The sequence below is a fragment of the Microbulbifer sp. ABH2_005 genome, from assembly GCF_056160005.1.
In genome coordinates, this window is record NZ_JBSWWI010000003.1 from 15,164 (window position 1) to 31,687 (window position 16,524).

A 16,524-nucleotide genomic window follows, 5' to 3' on the forward strand; every position below is an offset into this window, starting at 1 on the left:
TCAACTATCAAGAGACTCGTGGAATAACCGGTTTTAAGTTTATGTCCAAATTGAATATAGAGAAGGTGTTGGAAGTCCATCATTGGAACGACACGCTGTTTAGCTTTAAGACTACCCGGGATTCGGGTTTTCGCTTTGAGAACGGACATTTCACGATGATCGGTCTGCAACAGGACAACGGCCGTCCGCTGCTGCGTGCCTACTCCATTGCCAGTGCCAACTACGAAGACGAGTTGGAGTTCTTCAGTATCAAGGTACCCGATGGCCCGCTGACTTCCCGCCTGCAGAAGATTGTGCCGGGCGACGAGATCTACGTGAGCCAGAAGCCCACCGGTACTCTGGTTGCGGATCACCTGCTACCCGGCAAGCGCTTGTGGTTGCTCTCTACGGGTACTGGTTTGGCACCTTTCATGAGCATTATTAAAGACCCCACGGTCTACGAACGTTTCGATCAGGTGATTCTTACCCACGGCGTGCGCTATGTCTCTGAGCTGGCCTATCAGGAGCAGATCGAGAAGGAGCTACCTGAGCATGAATATTTTGGTGAGATGGTGCGTGAGCAGCTGCTTTACTACCCCACTGTAACCCGTGAGCCCTACCGCAATACCGGTCGTCTGACTGACTTGATGCTGTCCGGTAAGCTATTTACTGATCTGGATGTGCCCAAGCCAAATGTTGAGGAAGACCGCTTTATGTTGTGCGGCAGCCCGGCAATGTTGAAAGACCTCACCAATATCCTTGATGACTGGGGATTCAAGGAGACCCGTGCAGGCGTGCCGCACGAATATGTGATTGAGCGCGCTTTCGTAGAAAAATAAGTTGGCCAGTCCAGCGATGAAAAACCACCCGCGCGGTGGTTTTTTTATGGGTGAAATACCCATCGTGGAAACTATCCTGACCATGTGAAACACTTGCCTTTTATCCTGATTCGAAAGTGAGATTGCTGGGAGTGGCTAGATGAAGCTGTTTTCGCTGGGTGTCATACTGTTTTCCCTTCTATGGCTAAGTGCCTGTACACGGGTACCGGAGGGAGTTGAGCCAGTACAGAATTTCCAGCTGCAGCGCTATTTAGGCCACTGGTATGAGATTGCTCGCTTGGACCACTCTTTCGAGCGGGGCCTGACTTTGGTAACCGCCGACTATACCCTCAACCCCGATGGCTCTGTTGCAGTGGTCAATACCGGTTACTCGAAGGCCCGCGATGCCTGGCAGCTGGCAGAGGGGCGGGCTGAATTTGTCGGCCCGAGTGATATAGCCCACCTGAAGGTTTCTTTTCTCGGCCCTTTTTATTCGTCTTATATCGTTATTGATCTGACAGACGATTATCAATACGCGATGGTATCCGGCTACGATAAATCCTATCTGTGGATTTTGTCCCGCACCCCGACTATGCCCAAGGATGTACTGGAGCAGTTTATACAAAAAGCCAAAGCCCTGGGTTATCCCGTCGATCAGCTGATATTCCCCAAGCAGGAGGCGCAACCGGGCAATAAACCTTCGGCGCAGTCTTCAAGAGAGTGACCTGCTCGATAGCCTGCGTTCCCGCCACCAGCTTATGCACACCAGTAACAGCAAAATCAACGCCGGCCACTGGCGCTCAAGCGGTACTTTGCTTGCTTGGCTATTGCCTATTGGGCCCAAACGCGCGGTGGCCATTTGTCGGGTCTCCCTGTCATTTACAGACTGCTGCCACTGGGGCCAGTCCTCCTTGGCAAAGATATAGAAATCCAATGCCGCTTCGCCCTTCAAATCCCTTTTAAGCTGATGCCAGCCAGAACTCTGTGGCCAGAAGCTGTAGCACTGGCCTTGGGAATTACTACTTACGGCGACTCCACTGATGGGGTGGGAGTTTTCTTGGGAGCTTAATAACACTGGTCTCTGATTAGAAAAAAGTGGGCTGCATAGGGTGGTGCGTTCCTGTGTACGCGGTAACTCATTGGAGAGGGTTACTGGCGGCTGACGTCCCAAATGTTTGAGTTGGTAATCGATAATGGATTTCCACAGGTTGGCAAATTCAGTAGCAAAGCCACTGGTTAGCCAGCGGTGGCTGTCGCTAAATAGGATAAAACCCAGGTGTTGGGTCTCGGTTGAACGTCCCCAGAAAAGCGGATTCTCTCTTTCACCCAGTAATGAGTCGCTGGGGCCGGGCTGCACGGCTGTAAGGCTTCGATTGCGCAGTGGGGGAATCTCCGCGCTGCTCGCTTTTTGGAAGCCAAAGCCGGAGCGTAAATGGGGTGCTTCTCCCTTTTGTAGAGGCATGGATTGGGCAGCAGCGTACTGGAGAAAATCTTCAGAGCTATCGCTAGTGACTAACCACAACAGTGACTTTGTAGTGGCCAGCTCGTTGAGCTGACGCTTTTGTTGAGAGGAGAACTGTGGCCACAAACTGCTATCGAGTATGACTAAATCGAAGGGACTTTCCTTGGTAAGTAGATCCGCAGACTCGGTAAGGGGAAGCCCATTGAGAGTCTCTTTTCTACTAATTTCAGGTGCTAACTGGGTCATCACCTGTGCCGCTACGCCGGATTGACGCAGCCAGCGGGAGAGGGCGGCCGTCTCAAAAGAGGGGCGTGCGAGCCACAGTAATAACTTGGGCTGGAGCGGTTCTCGCACCAGGATGGGCAAGGGATCTGTATGGGTTTCGCCGGCTTCGCTTTCCGTCCGTACTCGGTATAGCTGGGGGCCAGCGAGTTTTGGAGTGGCAGTGAGTTGTGTCTGAATTGTTTCTCCCACTTTCAGCTCAAGACTGTCTTCAATATGGCCGTAGGGATTGAGCAAACTAATTCGTAGGTTTTCAGTCAGTGGCTGGTTGTTATGAACCTTTAATTTTAAAGGATCACCCAAGGTAATTCGCCGCTGCCAGTCGAATTCCCAGCTGCTATCAGATTCCTGGATCTTCGATAACTCCAGGCGCACCGGTGCCAAGTCCCGCAGTTTGTCGCGGCCGAGTGGCTCCCCATTGAGGGAGATATTTTCCACACCATTGAGATTTATTGGATGTGAGCTCGCCAGCTGTTTGCTGTCGATAGAGATATTGCGCTCGGCGGGAATGATTGCCGGCGGCTGCCAAAGTATCCAGGCGCTCAACCAAATCGCCAGTTGCAGGCCATAGTCGAACGGCTTGGCGCCACGGCGGCGCAACAGAACGAGTGATACTAAACAGGCCAACAGGCACAGGCCGGGTATCAAGAAATCAATCACAATGACTTCTCCCCTTGCTGGTGCAGCCAACGGCTGAAATGGCCGTCTGCCTCAGTTTGCAAAGGCAGTGAAGGCGCAGATTCCGGTGTTGGCAGTAGCTGATAGAGCAGCTGATTCAGGGAGTTTGTGCAATCAATGCAATTCGGTTGCTGGTGGCGCTGCTGGTATAAACGCAGCTGTTTGGACAGCTCCAGGCCAAGATCTAGTGATTGCTCTGCAGCTAGCTCATTTATCTGCACCAGCAGATCGGTATCGAGTTCGGCGCCAGCATCTACCTGGGCCATTAGGGCGAGTACCTGTGCTCTTTGTATTTGTTCAAATGCACTGTCGACAGTTTCTGGCGTTACTTCTTCCCGTTCACCGCTAAGCCGGCGGCTTTCGTCTATGGGGGGCGCCTCGAACCCGACTCTTTGTAAGTAAATACGCGAAGCCTGCTGTACTTCCTTGATAAAGCGCAGAGCCCGGTGCTGGTGGGGCAGGGAGGCTTGGGGCTCTATAACCGACAGGTCGCGCCAGGAACTCCACATGGCATTCAGCGCGTTGCGCAGTAGCTCCTTGGTTTGGGGGTCGAACAGGGTGGCATGCTCTGAGCTGTCATGCCGGTGTCCGGCAGAAGCAGCTATGCGCTCTGCCTGTTGGAAATGGGAGTCTCGCTGTGCAAAGGGAGTGGCATTTTCTTCGCCATGTGCCTGGTGCTCACCTTGTTCTGTATGATCGTGGCTATGGCCGTGTTCGGACTCCTCTTCATCATCGTGCTTCTCGCTTTCTGCTCCAGAATGCTCCGCTTCCGAATCCTCTTCGCCGAGAAAACGGCCGTAGCGCATGCGCAGCAAATTCTGTTCATAGGCTAAACCCTCGGAGCGTTTGCGAAAGTCCTGTGGATGCAGCTGCTCTCGCTCGGCTAGCAAGGCCTCGGTGTCAATAATCAGCTGGCGTTGGCTGCGGAAGAACTCCGGTAATATCTTAATCGCCATACCCTCGCTGTCACTCAGCCCGAAAATCTCTTCTTGCGGCCAGCGCAAGATAAAGTGTTGGCTCTTGGCAACGTTGGCGCTGGGCTCGCGGTTATCCCTGGCCTCCAGATACCAGTAGAGTTCATCTCCCGCTTCCATGGAAAACTGGTGGATGGGCAGGAGGAAATCGTAGCGAGCTGCTTTCTTATCTTCCGAGAGGCTTGTTGATAAAGCAGTGGATTGCAAACTGGTGAGAGGAATACGCTCTTCGCGAAAGCGTAAATTTTCCCCGGTGCCGCTGGCGAGGGTGACCAATAAATCCACAGAACTCACCTGGTAATCATCACTAATTATTACCTTCACGGGAATACTTTGAGTGCTCCCTTGAATGGTATCGACGCGCAGGCTGGGTGCCTCAAAGGTAAACTCCGGGGCACTGTCTTTATGCACCCGAATATTATGGATTTCCGGCAAAAGTATTTGGCTCTCCGCGAATTGCACTGAAAGCTGGTAAAAGTCTGCCTTAGCAATAGTGCGTTGTAATTGCCATTTTTTACTGGGTAGATCATCTAGCGGAGAAAAGGCGAAGCGCTCAGCTTCGGCCAGCATTTCCAGCCCTTGCACCGGTTGATTCAATTCAAGTTGCCACTCGACCGCAGACTGCTCCGGCACATCGACTTGTAGGGATTGGCTGTCGGCTGCGAGCCCAGTGTAGGCGGGCGGCTGGATATGGGTTGCCGCGCGCGTTATGGCGAGCTTTTCGGCAACGGGAATAGCTGTATTTTCTTGCGTGGTCTCGGTTTTATCCCCAGTGAAGTTAGAATCGCTCAGTACAAATATCAATAGCCCCAGGCAGGCACCAAAAGCATTTGTCAGGGCACTGCGGAGTTTTTTTGGACCGAAAAACGACCGGTCGCCACTTTCCAGCAGTTGATGCAGTTCTGTTTCGATACGCGTGCGCTGTAATTGCTGCAATGGACTTAGGTTGGTTTTCTGTTGGCTAAGCAACTGGCTGCTGTCTTGCAGCTGTGGATATTGTCCATCCAACTGTCGACATAGGCTTTCAGGGCTTGGGCGCCAGCTGCGATCCAATAGAATTGCTACAACAATAATTCCGAGCCAGGCGAGCAATAGCCACTGTGGCCAGCCGAATACAAAAATACCCAAGCCAGCCAGAAGGCTGAGGCCAGTGGCAAGCCAGAGATAGAGCCGCAGGGCTGCCAGTTGCCAGCGCCTGCGCACAGCATTAAGGGTTAACTGGCGCTTATCCATGGTCGGCCTCCCTATTACTATCGATTGCCATGATGGCTGGGGGGCGAGATAGGGCAATTAGGCGTTCAAAGGCCAGAAGTAACACTAGGGCGATAATCAACCAGGGTTGCAGTTGTTCAATACGACGGTTTTCTACCTCGCTATCTTCTACAGGAAGGCCTGCCCCAGCTATGCCTGCCACTACTTTATTGGCAGACCAGTGGCCACGATTTTGGTGTTGTAGGGCCCAGTCTTGCCCAGACCACTGTTGCCATAAGCGTTCAGGTAAATCTGCGCGGCGATAAAAGGCCTCGCTGTACCAGTCACTTTCGTAGCGCAGCCAACTTCCCCGTCCCATTGAGGCCGCTTGAGCTGACTGGCTGTTATCCACAGCAACGAAGTTGAGATTATCGGTAGGGGGGATACTGTTGTCGGTGATTAACAGGCCGCCATCTGAAACAAATTCCAGCACGGCTTGTGGCAGGGGCGCGGGGCCCGTGTAGATCAACCAATCTGCCTGCTCGGCATCGGGTGTCTCTTCTTGTTCCTGAATATGCACCGATAGTCCCGGCATATTGCCTTGCCAGTCTTCCAGCACAGGCGCCCACCAGCTGGGCGCTTTGCCCATTAAAGCGATACTCGGTACTACCGGGCTCGAAGCTGTGGATGGCTTATCGAGGCCGTGCCACTGCCAGTGGGGGCTGACTCTTAGTGCCTGGTGGGATGCTGGAACCCCGTTGTTTATCAACAGGATATGAGCCCTACGCAAATCCGCCCGGCGTGATAGTATCGATAGAGTTTTCCACAGGTCCACATTTTGTGGTGGGGGTGAGGTTACGGAAGGTGTTTCTGGGGATAACCACAGCACTTCATAACCTTCCCCGACAAGCTGTGGCAGTGAATTGTGGATAAATGTATTCGCTTCGCCCGCCCCAATTCTGGGGTCTACCAGTATCACGCCCTCTTGGGGATAAATTTCCCGTTTAATCAGCGGCTGTGCCAACAAACTTGCTAGCAGGGCGACGATTAGCAGGCGCAATAGCAGCAGCCACTTGTTATCCACAATAGGGCGGCGCGCGCGACTCTGTGAATATCTTTGTACCCATTGCAGCGCAGCAAAGGAGATCTGCTGTGGATTACTTCGGCGTAGCAAATGAATGGCGATAGGGATAATCAGGGCTGTGAATAGCCATAGCCACTGTGGGGATTGAAATAAGTTATTTATCCACAACATCTCAGCACAACCTGCCGTGCAGTTGAATAAATTGCTGCAATGACTTTTCCACAGGCTGCTCGATAAGGTCGGTCTGTAGTGAACACTCCTGTGTGGCAAAGCGTGCTTTTAACTCGCTCTGGGCTTGAGCAAAAGCATCCAGGTAAGACTGGCGTTGCCGCTCGGCGTCCACTTCTAAAGTTGCGGGAGTAATGGCGCTTACTTCTGGATTGAGCAGCTTTAGCTCTCCGCCAAAAGGAAAAGTCTGTTCTGCCTCAACTAACAACTGCAGTGGCAGGCAGGGGCGGCCGGCGGCATGCAGGCGTGCGGCAAAATCGCCGATCTCATTGCCCTGTTGAAAAAAATCACTCAGCAATACCACCTGACAGGGCCGTTCAAAGTATTGCCACAGCGGCGCCAGTTGAGTGTGATCTGGCCAGTGGTCGCTGGCGTCGAGTTGTTGTAGCTGAAGAGCGATTTGACGCTGGTGGCTCTCGCCCTGGCCTTCGGGCACATAAACCGTACGACTGCTGTTAAACGCCAATAGGGAATAGCTGTCTCCCTGGGCGTTGAGCAGCCAGCATAGGCTGGCAATCCAGCACTTGGCGTAATGCAGTTTATTCAGGCTGGGCTCGACAAAGCTTGCCTGGCTCAGGGAGGCGCTGGTATCGAGCACAAAGCAAACGTGCATGCGGCTCTCCTGCTCTGTCTCGCGCACATAGTAGCGATCGCTGCGGGCGAACAGTTTCCAGTCGATATGGCGAATGGAATCGCCCGCTTGATAGCCTCGGTATTGGTGAAATTCCAGACCAGTGCCACGGCGCTGGCTGTGTTGCACACCGAGCATTACGCCCTCGGCGATATGTCGCGACAGCCACACCAGGTCGCGACAACTGGCCAGGGTTTTGGGGGACAGGTATTCCACGCTGATCAGTCCCGGCCCGGTTCCGGCACCGCCGTCAGTAATTCTTCAATTAGCTGTGGCATCTGCACGCCATCGGCCTGGGCCTGGAAGCTGAGCAGCACCCGGTGGCGCAGCACTGGCAGTAACAGGCTGCGGATATCCTCGCGGGTGACGGCGAGGCGTCGTTGCAACAGGGCGCGGGCCTTGGCAGCGAGAATCAGAGCCTGCCCCGCGCGGGGGCCGGCGCCCCACTTGATCCACTGTTGTAGGGTATCGCTGCCGCTGGTTTCCATACGGGTGGCGCGCACTAGTGTCGCCACGTAGCGGTACAGATCGTCGCTGACATGAATTTCCCGCACCAGTTTCTGCATTTCCTGCAGTTGCTCTGCATCCAGGCTGGGGCTGGGTTTGACCCTGCTGGCCCCAGTAGTGGAGCGCAGGATTTCAACTTCATCCCGCTCATCGGGATAGTCGATATGAATATTTAACAGGAAGCGGTCCAGCTGAGCTTCCGGCAGCGGATAGGTGCCGGCCTGCTCGATGGGGTTTTGTGTGGCCAGTACGAAATAGGGATCGGGCAACTTCAGCGTTTTACCGCCTACGGTTACCGAGCCTTCCTGCATGGACTCCAATAGGGCTGCCTGGGTTTTCGGCGGTGTGCGGTTAATTTCATCGGCGAGCAGGATATTGGTGAAAACCGGGCCCTGCTGGAATTTAAAAAAGCGCTTGCCGGTGCTGTGATCCTCTTCGAGGATCTCACTGCCAAGAATATCTCCGGGCATTAAATCCGGGGTGAACTGTACCCGCTTAAAATCCAGCGCACTGGCATCGGCGAGGGTTTTTACCAGCAGGGTCTTACCCAGCCCCGGCACCCCTTCGAGTAGGGCGTGGCCCCCGGCCAACAGGCAGATCAGCATCTGTTCCACCACGGGTTTTTGGCCGACAATCACCCGCGCAATCTCCTGTTGAAGATTGTCGAGGCTATGCAGTTGTTCTTCGATACTATTTTCCAGGGTGGTCAGCATAATCAGCTCGTCAGTGCGTAAATAACAATGTTCACCGCAAATTTTGTGTTATCGATGGCGAGCCAGCGTTTGTTGCGGTAGTCGTAGTCCCATTCGCAGCCGAAATCCTTGTTGCTGTAGAGCACGGCGATACGGCCGTTAACAACAATGGCTTTCAGGTAGTCGTGTACCAGATCATCACCCCAGCCATTTAATTCAAAGCTGGTTACCGGCAATTCATCGAATTGAAAGAAGCAGCGGTAGAGGTCGTGATCATCCGGGAGTTTTTGCAGGCAGTCTTCGCCAAACAGCTCGGCCATTTGCGCTTCGAAGGATTTGGCAAAGAGACCGTCGATATCGTGGTTGCAGTCGTCGACAAAAACAAAGCCGCCGCGATTGACGTAATCGCGAAAATTCTTTGCCTCTTCCGTGGTGAACTGCACCAGCTTGTGTCCGGCCAGGTAGCAGAAAGGCGCCAGCAGCATTTTCTTATCGGCCAGCGGCACTATGTGCTCTTTGGGATCAACCCTGAGATTGGTGTATTCCACCAGTGAATTGAGCAGGTTGGAGGGCATGCGCTGATCCACATCCCAGTCACCGGACTCGTACATCAAGCGGGTGAAATAAAAATCGTAGTGCTCCTGCGCACTACCCGGTGCGGTATTTTGTGCGCGTGTGCCCAGCGGCAGCGATGCGGCGCAGCCACCCAGGATCAGGCGCTGGAGAAAAGCCTTGCGGGTGAGGGACACGGGATAACTCTGTTACTGCGTTGGTTTTTATTGTTGAGAGCAAAGGAAAGAAGGTGCTCCGTTCGAGACACGCTGTAAATACATCCCTGTACGCTCGTAATCGGCATCCATGCCTCATACGGTCTCGAACGGAGCACCTTCTTTCCTTCTACCCATTTATTTTCAATGCTAGGAGCTGACTGGTGTGCTAGCCAGCTCCCGTGTGGATCAATGGCTAGCCCAGCTTGCGCTTGGTGTTAATCACATTGATACCGTCGAAACGTGCGGTGGAACTACCGTGGGACACGGCACTGGTTTGCATCGGCTGGCCCTTACCGTCAAAGAAGGAACCACCCAGACGGTAGTCGCGCTTGTCGCAAACCTGCGAACAGGCATTCCAGAATTCCTGGGTGTTGGACTGGTAGGCGACGTCCTCCACCATACCAGTAATCTTGCCGTCTTCAATTTCGTAGAACAGCTGTCCACCAAACTGGAAGTTGTAGCGCTGTTGATCGATGGAGAAGGAACCGGCACCCACAATATAAATGCCTTTCTCCACATCCTTGATCATATCGTCGACGCTTAGCTCCTCCTTGCCAGGCAATAGCGAAACGTTGGACATGCGCTGGAATTGCACGCTGGACCAGCTGTCGGCGTAGCAGCAGCCGTGGGATTTCTTTTGCCCCAGCATGTGTACCTGGTCGCGGGTGGCCTGGTAGTTCACCAGTACGCCGTCTTTTACCAGATCCCAGTTGCGGGTCTTCACGCCTTCATCGTCGTAGCCGACGGCGCCGAGAGAGCCGGGTTGTACCTTATCGGCAAACAGGTTGACTTTGTCGCTGCCGTATTGGAATTTGCCGCTGCGCCATTTATCGATAGTGGCGAAAGAGGTGCCGGCAAAGTTGGCCTCGTAGCCGAGCACGCGATCCAGCTCCAGCGGGTGGCCGACGGATTCATGGATGGTGAGCCAAAGGTGGCTTGGGTCCAGCACCAGGTCGTACTTGCCTGGTTTGACCGATTTAGCCGTGAGCTTTTCCTTGGCTTGTTGCGCCGCCAGGCGTGCGTCTTCGGCCATATCGTAGGAATCGCGATAGAGCACCGTCTGCGCTTGGATCTTGTCTTCGGCGCGGCCATCCAGGTATTCAAAGCCGCGTCCTACCGGCTGGCTGAGGCCCTGGCGCGTGCGGAAGCCACCGGTTTTCTTGTCCACTGCAGTGACCGAGAAGGGCGCCCACAAACGGTGAACATCCTGGTCGATATAGGAGCCGTCGGTAGAGGCAAAATACTTTTGCTCATTCACCAGGTACAACATGGAGTTGATATAGCTGGCGCCGGCATCCAGGGCAGACTTGTTTACATCCATCAACAGATCCACCTTGTCGGCCAGGGGGATCTGCATAGCGTTTTTCTGGATCGGTGTCTGCCAGCTGACTTCGCCATGACCTTTCACCGGGGCCAGTTGTACTGGTTCCTGCTGGTACTTGGAGTTGGCCTTGGCCGTGGCTACTGCCTGACGGGTGGCGCGGGCGACGCCATCGGCGGTCAGGTCATTGGTGGCAGCAAAGCCCCAGGTACCATTGGCGATAACCCGAATTCCCATACCAATAGATTCCGTGTTCACCACGTCTTGCACTTTCATCTCGCGGGTGACTACGTATTGGTTCAGGTAACGGCCAATGCGCACATCGGCATAAGTGGCGCCGAGTTTGGTGGCGGTATTCAGGGCGACATCGGCAAATTCTTTTTTTACCGAGAGATCGATACCGCTTTGCGTCAGTTTGCTCTCGGCCACCAGATTGCCGGACAGCGGCAACATGGAAACACCCAGGCCGGCACCGCTGAGCTGGAGAAATTTTCTTCTATCCATTTCGTTATCCTCAAGTGGTGCTGGCGGTTAAACGGCGTCAGAAAGACTGCTGAAAGTAAAGTCGCGTACTTTCAGTGCGGGAATCATGGCGGACATGCCCCACATACCCACTCGCTGGGGGACGCCCATATCTTCGATATTGTTGAGCATGATTACCGGGCTCTCGTTGAAGCGGAAGTTCTTCACCGGGTATTTGATCTTGCCGTTTTCGATATAGAAGGTGCCGTCGCGGGTGAGGCCGGTGAGCAGCATGGACTGCGGATCGACCATACGGATATACCAGGTGCGGGATACCAAAATACCGCGGCGGGTATTTTTGATCAGTTCTTCAGTGGTTTTATCGCCGCCGATCATAATCAGGTTGTTGGGTTCGGGGACCACTTCGCCTTTGCTTTGCTCGGCCCAGTAGCGGCTGCGGGCCAGGTTTTTCACTACGCCGTCTTTCACCCATTCGGTGCGCCCCAGCTGCATAAAGTCACCGTCGGTCCAGGGTTGAGCGGGCACATCGAGACTGGTGGGATCGGAGTAGAAGGTTACGCGCTTGTCGAACATCTTCTCGCCAGTGCGGTTGCCGCCGCCCTTCTTACTCATAAAGCTGCGGCCTTCGTCGGCACTGCGCGCATCGAAGCCGCTCATCATGTAACCCACCAGGCCGGATACCGCATTGGGCTCCAGAATCACGGTGTACTTGCCTGGCTCCAGGGCGCGGGCTTCCTGGGACAGGACCGCCTTGTCGATGGCGACAGAGGAAGTGCTGCCGGTATTCATGGCACCGAAATCGGTAACATCACTTTCAGCCCAGCCTGAACCCAGGCCATTCTCGGTGCGCATGGTTACGGTGAAGTTGGCGGAAGTGGAGGCGTGGTAGCCGAACAGGCCTTTACTGGTGGCGACTGCCGCAAAAGAACGCTCGTCTTCCAGGTAACCTGCGGCAACCACTTTCTTTTCCTTGGCCGCAATAATGGAATCTGCGGCTGCCTTGGCGCGCTGGTCTGGGGTGATATCTGCGGTGGACTTGGCAAAGCCGTCCACGCTGACATATTTCTGTGGGCCCAGCATCGGCATAGCTTCCGGATTTTCCGGGGACAGCTTGGCCAGCTCCTCCGCGCGGCGCATCACTTTTTCCAGGGAGGCATCGCTGAATTCGTTGATGGTGGCTACACCGGATTTCTTGCCGAAACGGGCCTCTACCGCCAGCTCGATATCGTTGACGATGCCGCTGGTGGAAACACTGTTGCGCGCATAGCGAATATTGCCGGTCTCGCTGCCGGCCAGCTGCGCGCTGGCTTCATCGGCACGGCTGTATTTCAAAACCTTATCGAGAATACGCTTCGCTTCACTTCTACTCAGAATTGCCATTGCCTTTTCTCCAATTACTTATTCTTGTGCGCCCTTCAGGAAATCTTGCGCTTGGTATTGATTACATTAATTTTGTCGAATCGAGTGGTGGAACAACCGTGGGATACGGCACTCACCTGGCTGGGCTGTCCCTTGCCATCGAAGAAGGTTCCGCCCAGGCGGTAGTCACTGCTGTCGCATATCGCTGAACAGGAATTCCAGAATTCCTGGGTGTTGGACTGGTAGGCGACGTCCTCCACCTGGCCGACGATCTCACCGTTTTTGATTTCGTAGAACAACTGTCCGCCGAACTGGAAGTTGTAGCGCTGCTGATCAATGGAGTAGGAGCCGCGCCCGACGATGTAAATGCCTTTTTCCACATCGCGGATCATGTCTTTGGCTGAGTACTTCTTCTCGCCCGGAGCCAGGGAGACATTGGGCATGCGCTGGAACTGCACGCTGGACCAGCTATCGCCATAGCTACAACCGTGGGATTCTTTTTGGTCGATCATATGTACCTGATCGCGCGTGGCCTGGTAGTTCACCAGGATGCCATCTTTCACCAGGTCCCAACGCTTGGTTTTAACCCCTTCGTCGTCATAGGCGACGGCACCGAGGGAGCCCGGTTGTACCTTGTCGGCAAACAGGGTGACTTTGTCGCTGCCGTACTGGAATTTGCCGCTGCGCCATTTATCCAGGGTGGCGAAGGACGTTCCCGCATAGTTGGCCTCGTAACCCAGCACGCGGTCCAGCTCCAATGGGTGGCCCACAGATTCATGGATGGTCAGGCACAGATGCGAGGGTTCCAGTACCAAGTCGTACTTGCCCGGATCGATGGATTTGGCGGAAAGCTTGGCCTTGGCCTGCTCGGCCGCCAGTACTGCATCCTCGGCCATATCGTAGGAGGCTTTGTAGAGCGTGGTCTGTCCCCGAATCTTGTCTTTGTCGTGGCCAGCCAGGTATTCATAGCCTCTACCCACTGGGTCGCTGAGGCCATTGCGCGTTTTGAAAGCCCCGCTTTTCTTATCCACCGCGGTCACCTGCATGGGCGCCCACAGGCGGTGGATATCCTGGTCGATATAGGAGCCATCGCTGGAAGCGAAGTATTTCTGCTCATTCACTAAATACAGGGAAGATTGGATATAGCTGGCTCCGGCTTTGAGTGCGCCATTGTTCACCTCCATCAGGAAATCGACTTTCTCACTGATGGGCACTTGCAGGGCATTCTTTTTGATCGGTGTCTGCCAGGAAACCTCGCCTGCGCCTTTCACGGCAGCCAAGCGCACAGGCTCGGTCTGGTATTTAGCATTGGCCTTGGCAACGGCAACCGCCTGGCGTGCGGCGCGGGCGACGCCATCGGCGGTCAGATCGTTGGTGGCGGCGAAACCCCAGGTACTATTGGCGATCACGCGGATACCGGCGCCGAGGGATTCCGTATTGACGATATTCTCCACGTTGGTTTCGCGGGTCATAACGTACTGATTGAGATAGCGACCGATGCGCACATCGGTATAACTGGCACCGGCTTTGCGCGCCGTGTTCAGGGCGACATCGGCCAGGTGTCGTTTGTGAGAGCTGTGCATGCCCTCATTGAGCAGTTGCTCGGCGCTGACCTGAATACCCTGCAGCGGTAACAAAATACCACTGGAGCCGACGCCGGCGATCTTGAGGAATTTTCTTCTTTCCATTGGCTACCTTTATCCCCCCAATAGGGTTTGGGGGTGTGCTTATTGTTATTGTGCCCGATACATAAAGAGGCCCGGCCGGGCGCCTTGTCCAGACAGCAAACCTATACAGGTAACAGGCCATGATTGCCTTTGTAAAGTGTTGGCTCGGTGAAGTGAGGTTTGTTGGGGGCAAATGGTTGTGGGGAGAAGAAGGGGAAGCGCCGGGTTGTTAGATCGCTGCGCGCTGACGTACTTCAGAAAAAGTTGTTTCTAAAAGCAGCTCACCGTTACGAAACACTGGTCTCAGTAAATTCTTGTGTTGATTTAGATCTTCCAGACGAATGGTCTTGAAGTCACCACTCTCGCTTTGAATCAGGGCCAGACGACCGCGCTTGGATTTTTTCTCTGGCCCTGTGCGTGGGTCCTTGTAGATATCCCGCCAGAGACCATTGATGCGAATGGCACTGGCCTTCATGGCAAAGCTCATGAGGTCCCTGTCCACTTTTTGCAGCAGTCCGCCCCCCATTCCGAAAGCGACATTCTCTGCGCTCTGTTTATGCTTCTGCATTGCCTGCAGTATTTGGGGAATAGTGATACGAGAAATACTATCTCCCTGGATAACACGAATATAATCCGGCAAAACACGATAGCCTTTGCTATTGGTGTGGGCGCCAAAAATACGCATCAATCGCTCTATACATTCGACAACGATCTGTACAGGATTGCCGGAGTCTGGGCGGATAACCAAGGTCCCACCACTGTTTTCAATCGTGCTTTTTAATTGGTCGCCCCAAATGTTCTCCACCGCGTGCCATAAATCATAGCTATCACTGACCACAGCAACGGTTTTATTTTTCCCAGAGAAACGCTGCAGAATATTTTGATAGGCCAATGCCTCCTCATCACGGCCCCAGGCGGTGATGGTGCTGTGTTCCGCAGCCGGAATAGAAAATCCGGGCATATCGGCATGGTAAAAATTTCTCGCACCTAATATTCCGGACAGCGTATCGGTTCCTTGAAAATTCACCAGATGAGCCATGCCACCCAACATGGCACTTTCCAAGCTACTGGCTCCACGAGCGCCAAAATCGTGCAGTTGAAAGGGTAGGGTATTTTGGCTGTCGGCCGTTTGCTGTAAAAAATGCGCAATAATTTTTTTAATTTCCCGGCTCTGTGTGGCGACAGTACACGGGTACCAGAGAGCGCGCACTAATGCGGTCTCAATATAACTAGTTAACCAGAAACAGGATGGGCAGGTATTAACGACTTGCGCTGTTACGTTGTGTAAAGGAATGACCGAGCCTTCCTCAACAGCGGAAATCTCTAAAGGCAGGAACCCTCGGTGTTGTTGAACAATATGCTCCCAGCCTGCGCGATAAAAGGGTAAACCATGGGCCTTGAGTAGCTTTTCTGCCTCTTCGATATTGGCTGTTGTGATAGGGCTTTGTAGGTACTGCTTTATAAAAGCCTGCAAACCAAAAAATACGGTCTCAGAGAATTCCCCGCCACGGCACTCGATATAGCTGCTAATAAATTCCGCGCCTGGTGGATATTGCTGATAGTGGCTGGCTTTATAGCTATCGACGTTGAGAATCAGGTTTTCTATCGACATTAAGTTCGTCAATTGGCGATGGTATTGTTGAGTTTGTCACCAAAAGCCTGCTCTGGTGGGTGGTATATAAAAATATTTTTGGCGGAAATTTATCCCTGTAAGCGTGTGTAATTTAAAACGTCTGGCGAAGCTAAAAACAGTTTTTTACAAAAATACCCTGAATTATAGATAGCACAGTTACTAGCAGAATATTTTTCTACACCGGCTGGTTCTGCCGTACTAATAAGCCATGCGAGTTTTTATTGACCCTGTGTATAGTCGTGTGTACTTTTGTATACACGGCAAGCAAGGGATCATTATGCTCAATAAAACACAATCCATTTCGGCGCGCCTATCGGCGGAAGATTATGCGTATTTAATGTCGATCGATCGCAATGGGGCGATCACCCAAAGTGAGAAAGTACGCGAAATTATTGCAATGGCGAGAGAGTCAGTTGGCGGGGACAGCCTTTCTCGCAGCTATCTCTCCTCAGCAGAGGCCATGTTGCCGTTAAAGGCCCGCTATTTAGAAGAAAACCAGCGAAGCTTATTGATAGAAGCGGTAATGGAGTTGCTCACAGAAAGTGCCGCCATTATTCAAAATGGGGCTGGCAATGAGCCAATGGCGCCGGAATTGGAAAAAGACTTGTTGCCAAGCGTCGAGGCTTTCCTGGAAAAAATGTTGCTGCTGTCTCAACAGAGCAGTCCACGTAGCATTCATCGTGATTCAGCCGTGAAAATTCGTGAACGCCTAGAAAGTGAAACTGCGGAATAAACATTCGCGCAATTAAGTTTTAGGAGTAAACA

Annotated in this window: 13 protein-coding genes; 3 read left to right on the plus strand and 10 right to left on the minus strand. The window is 53.4% G+C overall.

Annotated features, from left to right (window positions below; genetic code table 11):
- The first annotated feature begins 41 nt into the window (after window positions 1-41).
- Together ACXAFI_RS18970 and ACXAFI_RS18975 are read left to right on the plus strand one after the other, a co-directional pair.
- Complete coding sequence (locus ACXAFI_RS18970) at window positions 42-818, plus strand: ferredoxin--NADP reductase (protein ID WP_152450420.1); 777 nt, start codon at window positions 42-44, stop codon at window positions 816-818.
- 139 nt (window positions 819-957) lie between these two features.
- Entirely contained in the window at window positions 958-1,521 is a 564-nt protein-coding gene (locus ACXAFI_RS18975) for a lipocalin family protein (protein WP_152450422.1), read from the plus strand.
- On the opposite strand, the gene ACXAFI_RS18980 is transcribed toward ACXAFI_RS18975, so the two are convergent.
- The 10 genes from ACXAFI_RS18980 to ACXAFI_RS19025 all read right to left on the minus strand — a co-directional run bounded on the left by ACXAFI_RS18980 (window position 1,510) and on the right by ACXAFI_RS19025 (window position 15,738).
- On the minus strand, window positions 1,510-3,201 hold the full coding sequence (locus tag ACXAFI_RS18980) for a hypothetical protein (protein ID WP_475110031.1): 1,692 nt from the start codon (window positions 3,199-3,201) through the stop codon (window positions 1,510-1,512). The two genes, ACXAFI_RS18975 and ACXAFI_RS18980, sit on opposite strands and share 12 nt — an antisense overlap.
- Window positions 3,198-5,426 (minus strand): hypothetical protein, encoded by a 2,229-nt coding sequence (locus ACXAFI_RS18985; RefSeq protein WP_475110032.1) that lies wholly within the window; start codon window positions 5,424-5,426, stop codon window positions 3,198-3,200. Before ACXAFI_RS18985 ends, ACXAFI_RS18980 begins: the two co-directional genes overlap by 4 nt.
- Window positions 5,419-6,639 carry a BatA domain-containing protein gene (locus tag ACXAFI_RS18990; protein ID WP_475110033.1) on the minus strand — a complete coding sequence of 407 codons (1,221 nt, stop codon included), beginning with the start codon at window positions 6,637-6,639 and terminating at the stop codon, window positions 5,419-5,421. The genes ACXAFI_RS18985 and ACXAFI_RS18990 overlap by 8 nt, the downstream gene beginning before the upstream one ends.
- A 1-nt stretch (window position 6,640) precedes the next feature.
- Complete coding sequence (locus tag ACXAFI_RS18995) at window positions 6,641-7,543, minus strand: DUF58 domain-containing protein (protein WP_475110034.1); 903 nt, start codon at window positions 7,541-7,543, stop codon at window positions 6,641-6,643.
- A gap of 5 nt (window positions 7,544-7,548) precedes the next feature.
- Window positions 7,549-8,547 (minus strand): AAA family ATPase, encoded by a 999-nt coding sequence (locus tag ACXAFI_RS19000; RefSeq protein WP_475110035.1) that lies wholly within the window; start codon window positions 8,545-8,547, stop codon window positions 7,549-7,551.
- Window positions 8,548-8,549: 2 nt separating this feature from the next.
- Entirely contained in the window at window positions 8,550-9,275 is a 726-nt protein-coding gene (locus ACXAFI_RS19005) for a DUF4159 domain-containing protein (RefSeq protein ID WP_475110036.1), read from the minus strand.
- 214 nt (window positions 9,276-9,489) lie between these two features.
- On the minus strand, window positions 9,490-11,121 hold the full coding sequence (locus ACXAFI_RS19010) for a TldD/PmbA family protein (protein ID WP_444920633.1): 1,632 nt from the start codon (window positions 11,119-11,121) through the stop codon (window positions 9,490-9,492).
- A gap of 27 nt (window positions 11,122-11,148) precedes the next feature.
- On the minus strand, window positions 11,149-12,480 hold the full coding sequence (locus tag ACXAFI_RS19015) for a TldD/PmbA family protein (RefSeq protein WP_475110037.1): 1,332 nt from the start codon (window positions 12,478-12,480) through the stop codon (window positions 11,149-11,151).
- 35 nt (window positions 12,481-12,515) lie between these two features.
- Window positions 12,516-14,147: a TldD/PmbA family protein gene (locus tag ACXAFI_RS19020; protein WP_475110038.1), complete on the minus strand. Its 1,632-nt coding sequence runs from the start codon at window positions 14,145-14,147 to the stop codon at window positions 12,516-12,518.
- 208 nt (window positions 14,148-14,355) lie between these two features.
- Complete coding sequence (locus ACXAFI_RS19025) at window positions 14,356-15,738, minus strand: nicotinate phosphoribosyltransferase (protein ID WP_475110039.1); 1,383 nt, start codon at window positions 15,736-15,738, stop codon at window positions 14,356-14,358.
- Between the two features lie 298 nt (window positions 15,739-16,036).
- Here ACXAFI_RS19025 and ACXAFI_RS19030 point away from each other — a divergent pair, with 298 nt between their 5' ends.
- A complete protein-coding gene (locus ACXAFI_RS19030) occupies window positions 16,037-16,492 on the plus strand; it encodes a hypothetical protein (protein ID WP_226643685.1) in 456 nt (151 codons plus the stop codon).
- Window positions 16,493-16,524: the final 32 nt, after the last annotated feature.

What these genes read in the sequence shown, in the direction of transcription:
- ACXAFI_RS18970 (WP_152450420.1), top strand. Translation starts at nt 42, where the DNA reads ATGTCCAAATTGAATATAGAGAAGGTGTTGGAAGTCCATCATTGGAAC.
- ACXAFI_RS18975 (WP_152450422.1), top strand. Translation starts at nt 958, where the DNA reads ATGAAGCTGTTTTCGCTGGGTGTCATACTGTTTTCCCTTCTATGGCTA.
- ACXAFI_RS18985 (WP_475110032.1), bottom strand. Translation starts at nt 5,426, where the DNA reads ATGGATAAGCGCCAGTTAACCCTTAATGCTGTGCGCAGGCGCTGGCAA.
- ACXAFI_RS18990 (WP_475110033.1), bottom strand. Translation starts at nt 6,639, where the DNA reads ATGTTGTGGATAAATAACTTATTTCAATCCCCACAGTGGCTATGGCTA.
- ACXAFI_RS19000 (WP_475110035.1), bottom strand. Translation starts at nt 8,547, where the DNA reads ATGCTGACCACCCTGGAAAATAGTATCGAAGAACAACTGCATAGCCTC.
- ACXAFI_RS19010 (WP_444920633.1), bottom strand. Translation starts at nt 11,121, where the DNA reads ATGGATAGAAGAAAATTTCTCCAGCTCAGCGGTGCCGGCCTGGGTGTT.
- ACXAFI_RS19015 (WP_475110037.1), bottom strand. Translation starts at nt 12,480, where the DNA reads ATGGCAATTCTGAGTAGAAGTGAAGCGAAGCGTATTCTCGATAAGGTT.
- ACXAFI_RS19020 (WP_475110038.1), bottom strand. Translation starts at nt 14,147, where the DNA reads ATGGAAAGAAGAAAATTCCTCAAGATCGCCGGCGTCGGCTCCAGTGGT.
- ACXAFI_RS19025 (WP_475110039.1), bottom strand. Translation starts at nt 15,738, where the DNA reads ATGTCGATAGAAAACCTGATTCTCAACGTCGATAGCTATAAAGCCAGC.
- ACXAFI_RS19030 (WP_226643685.1), top strand. Translation starts at nt 16,037, where the DNA reads ATGCTCAATAAAACACAATCCATTTCGGCGCGCCTATCGGCGGAAGAT.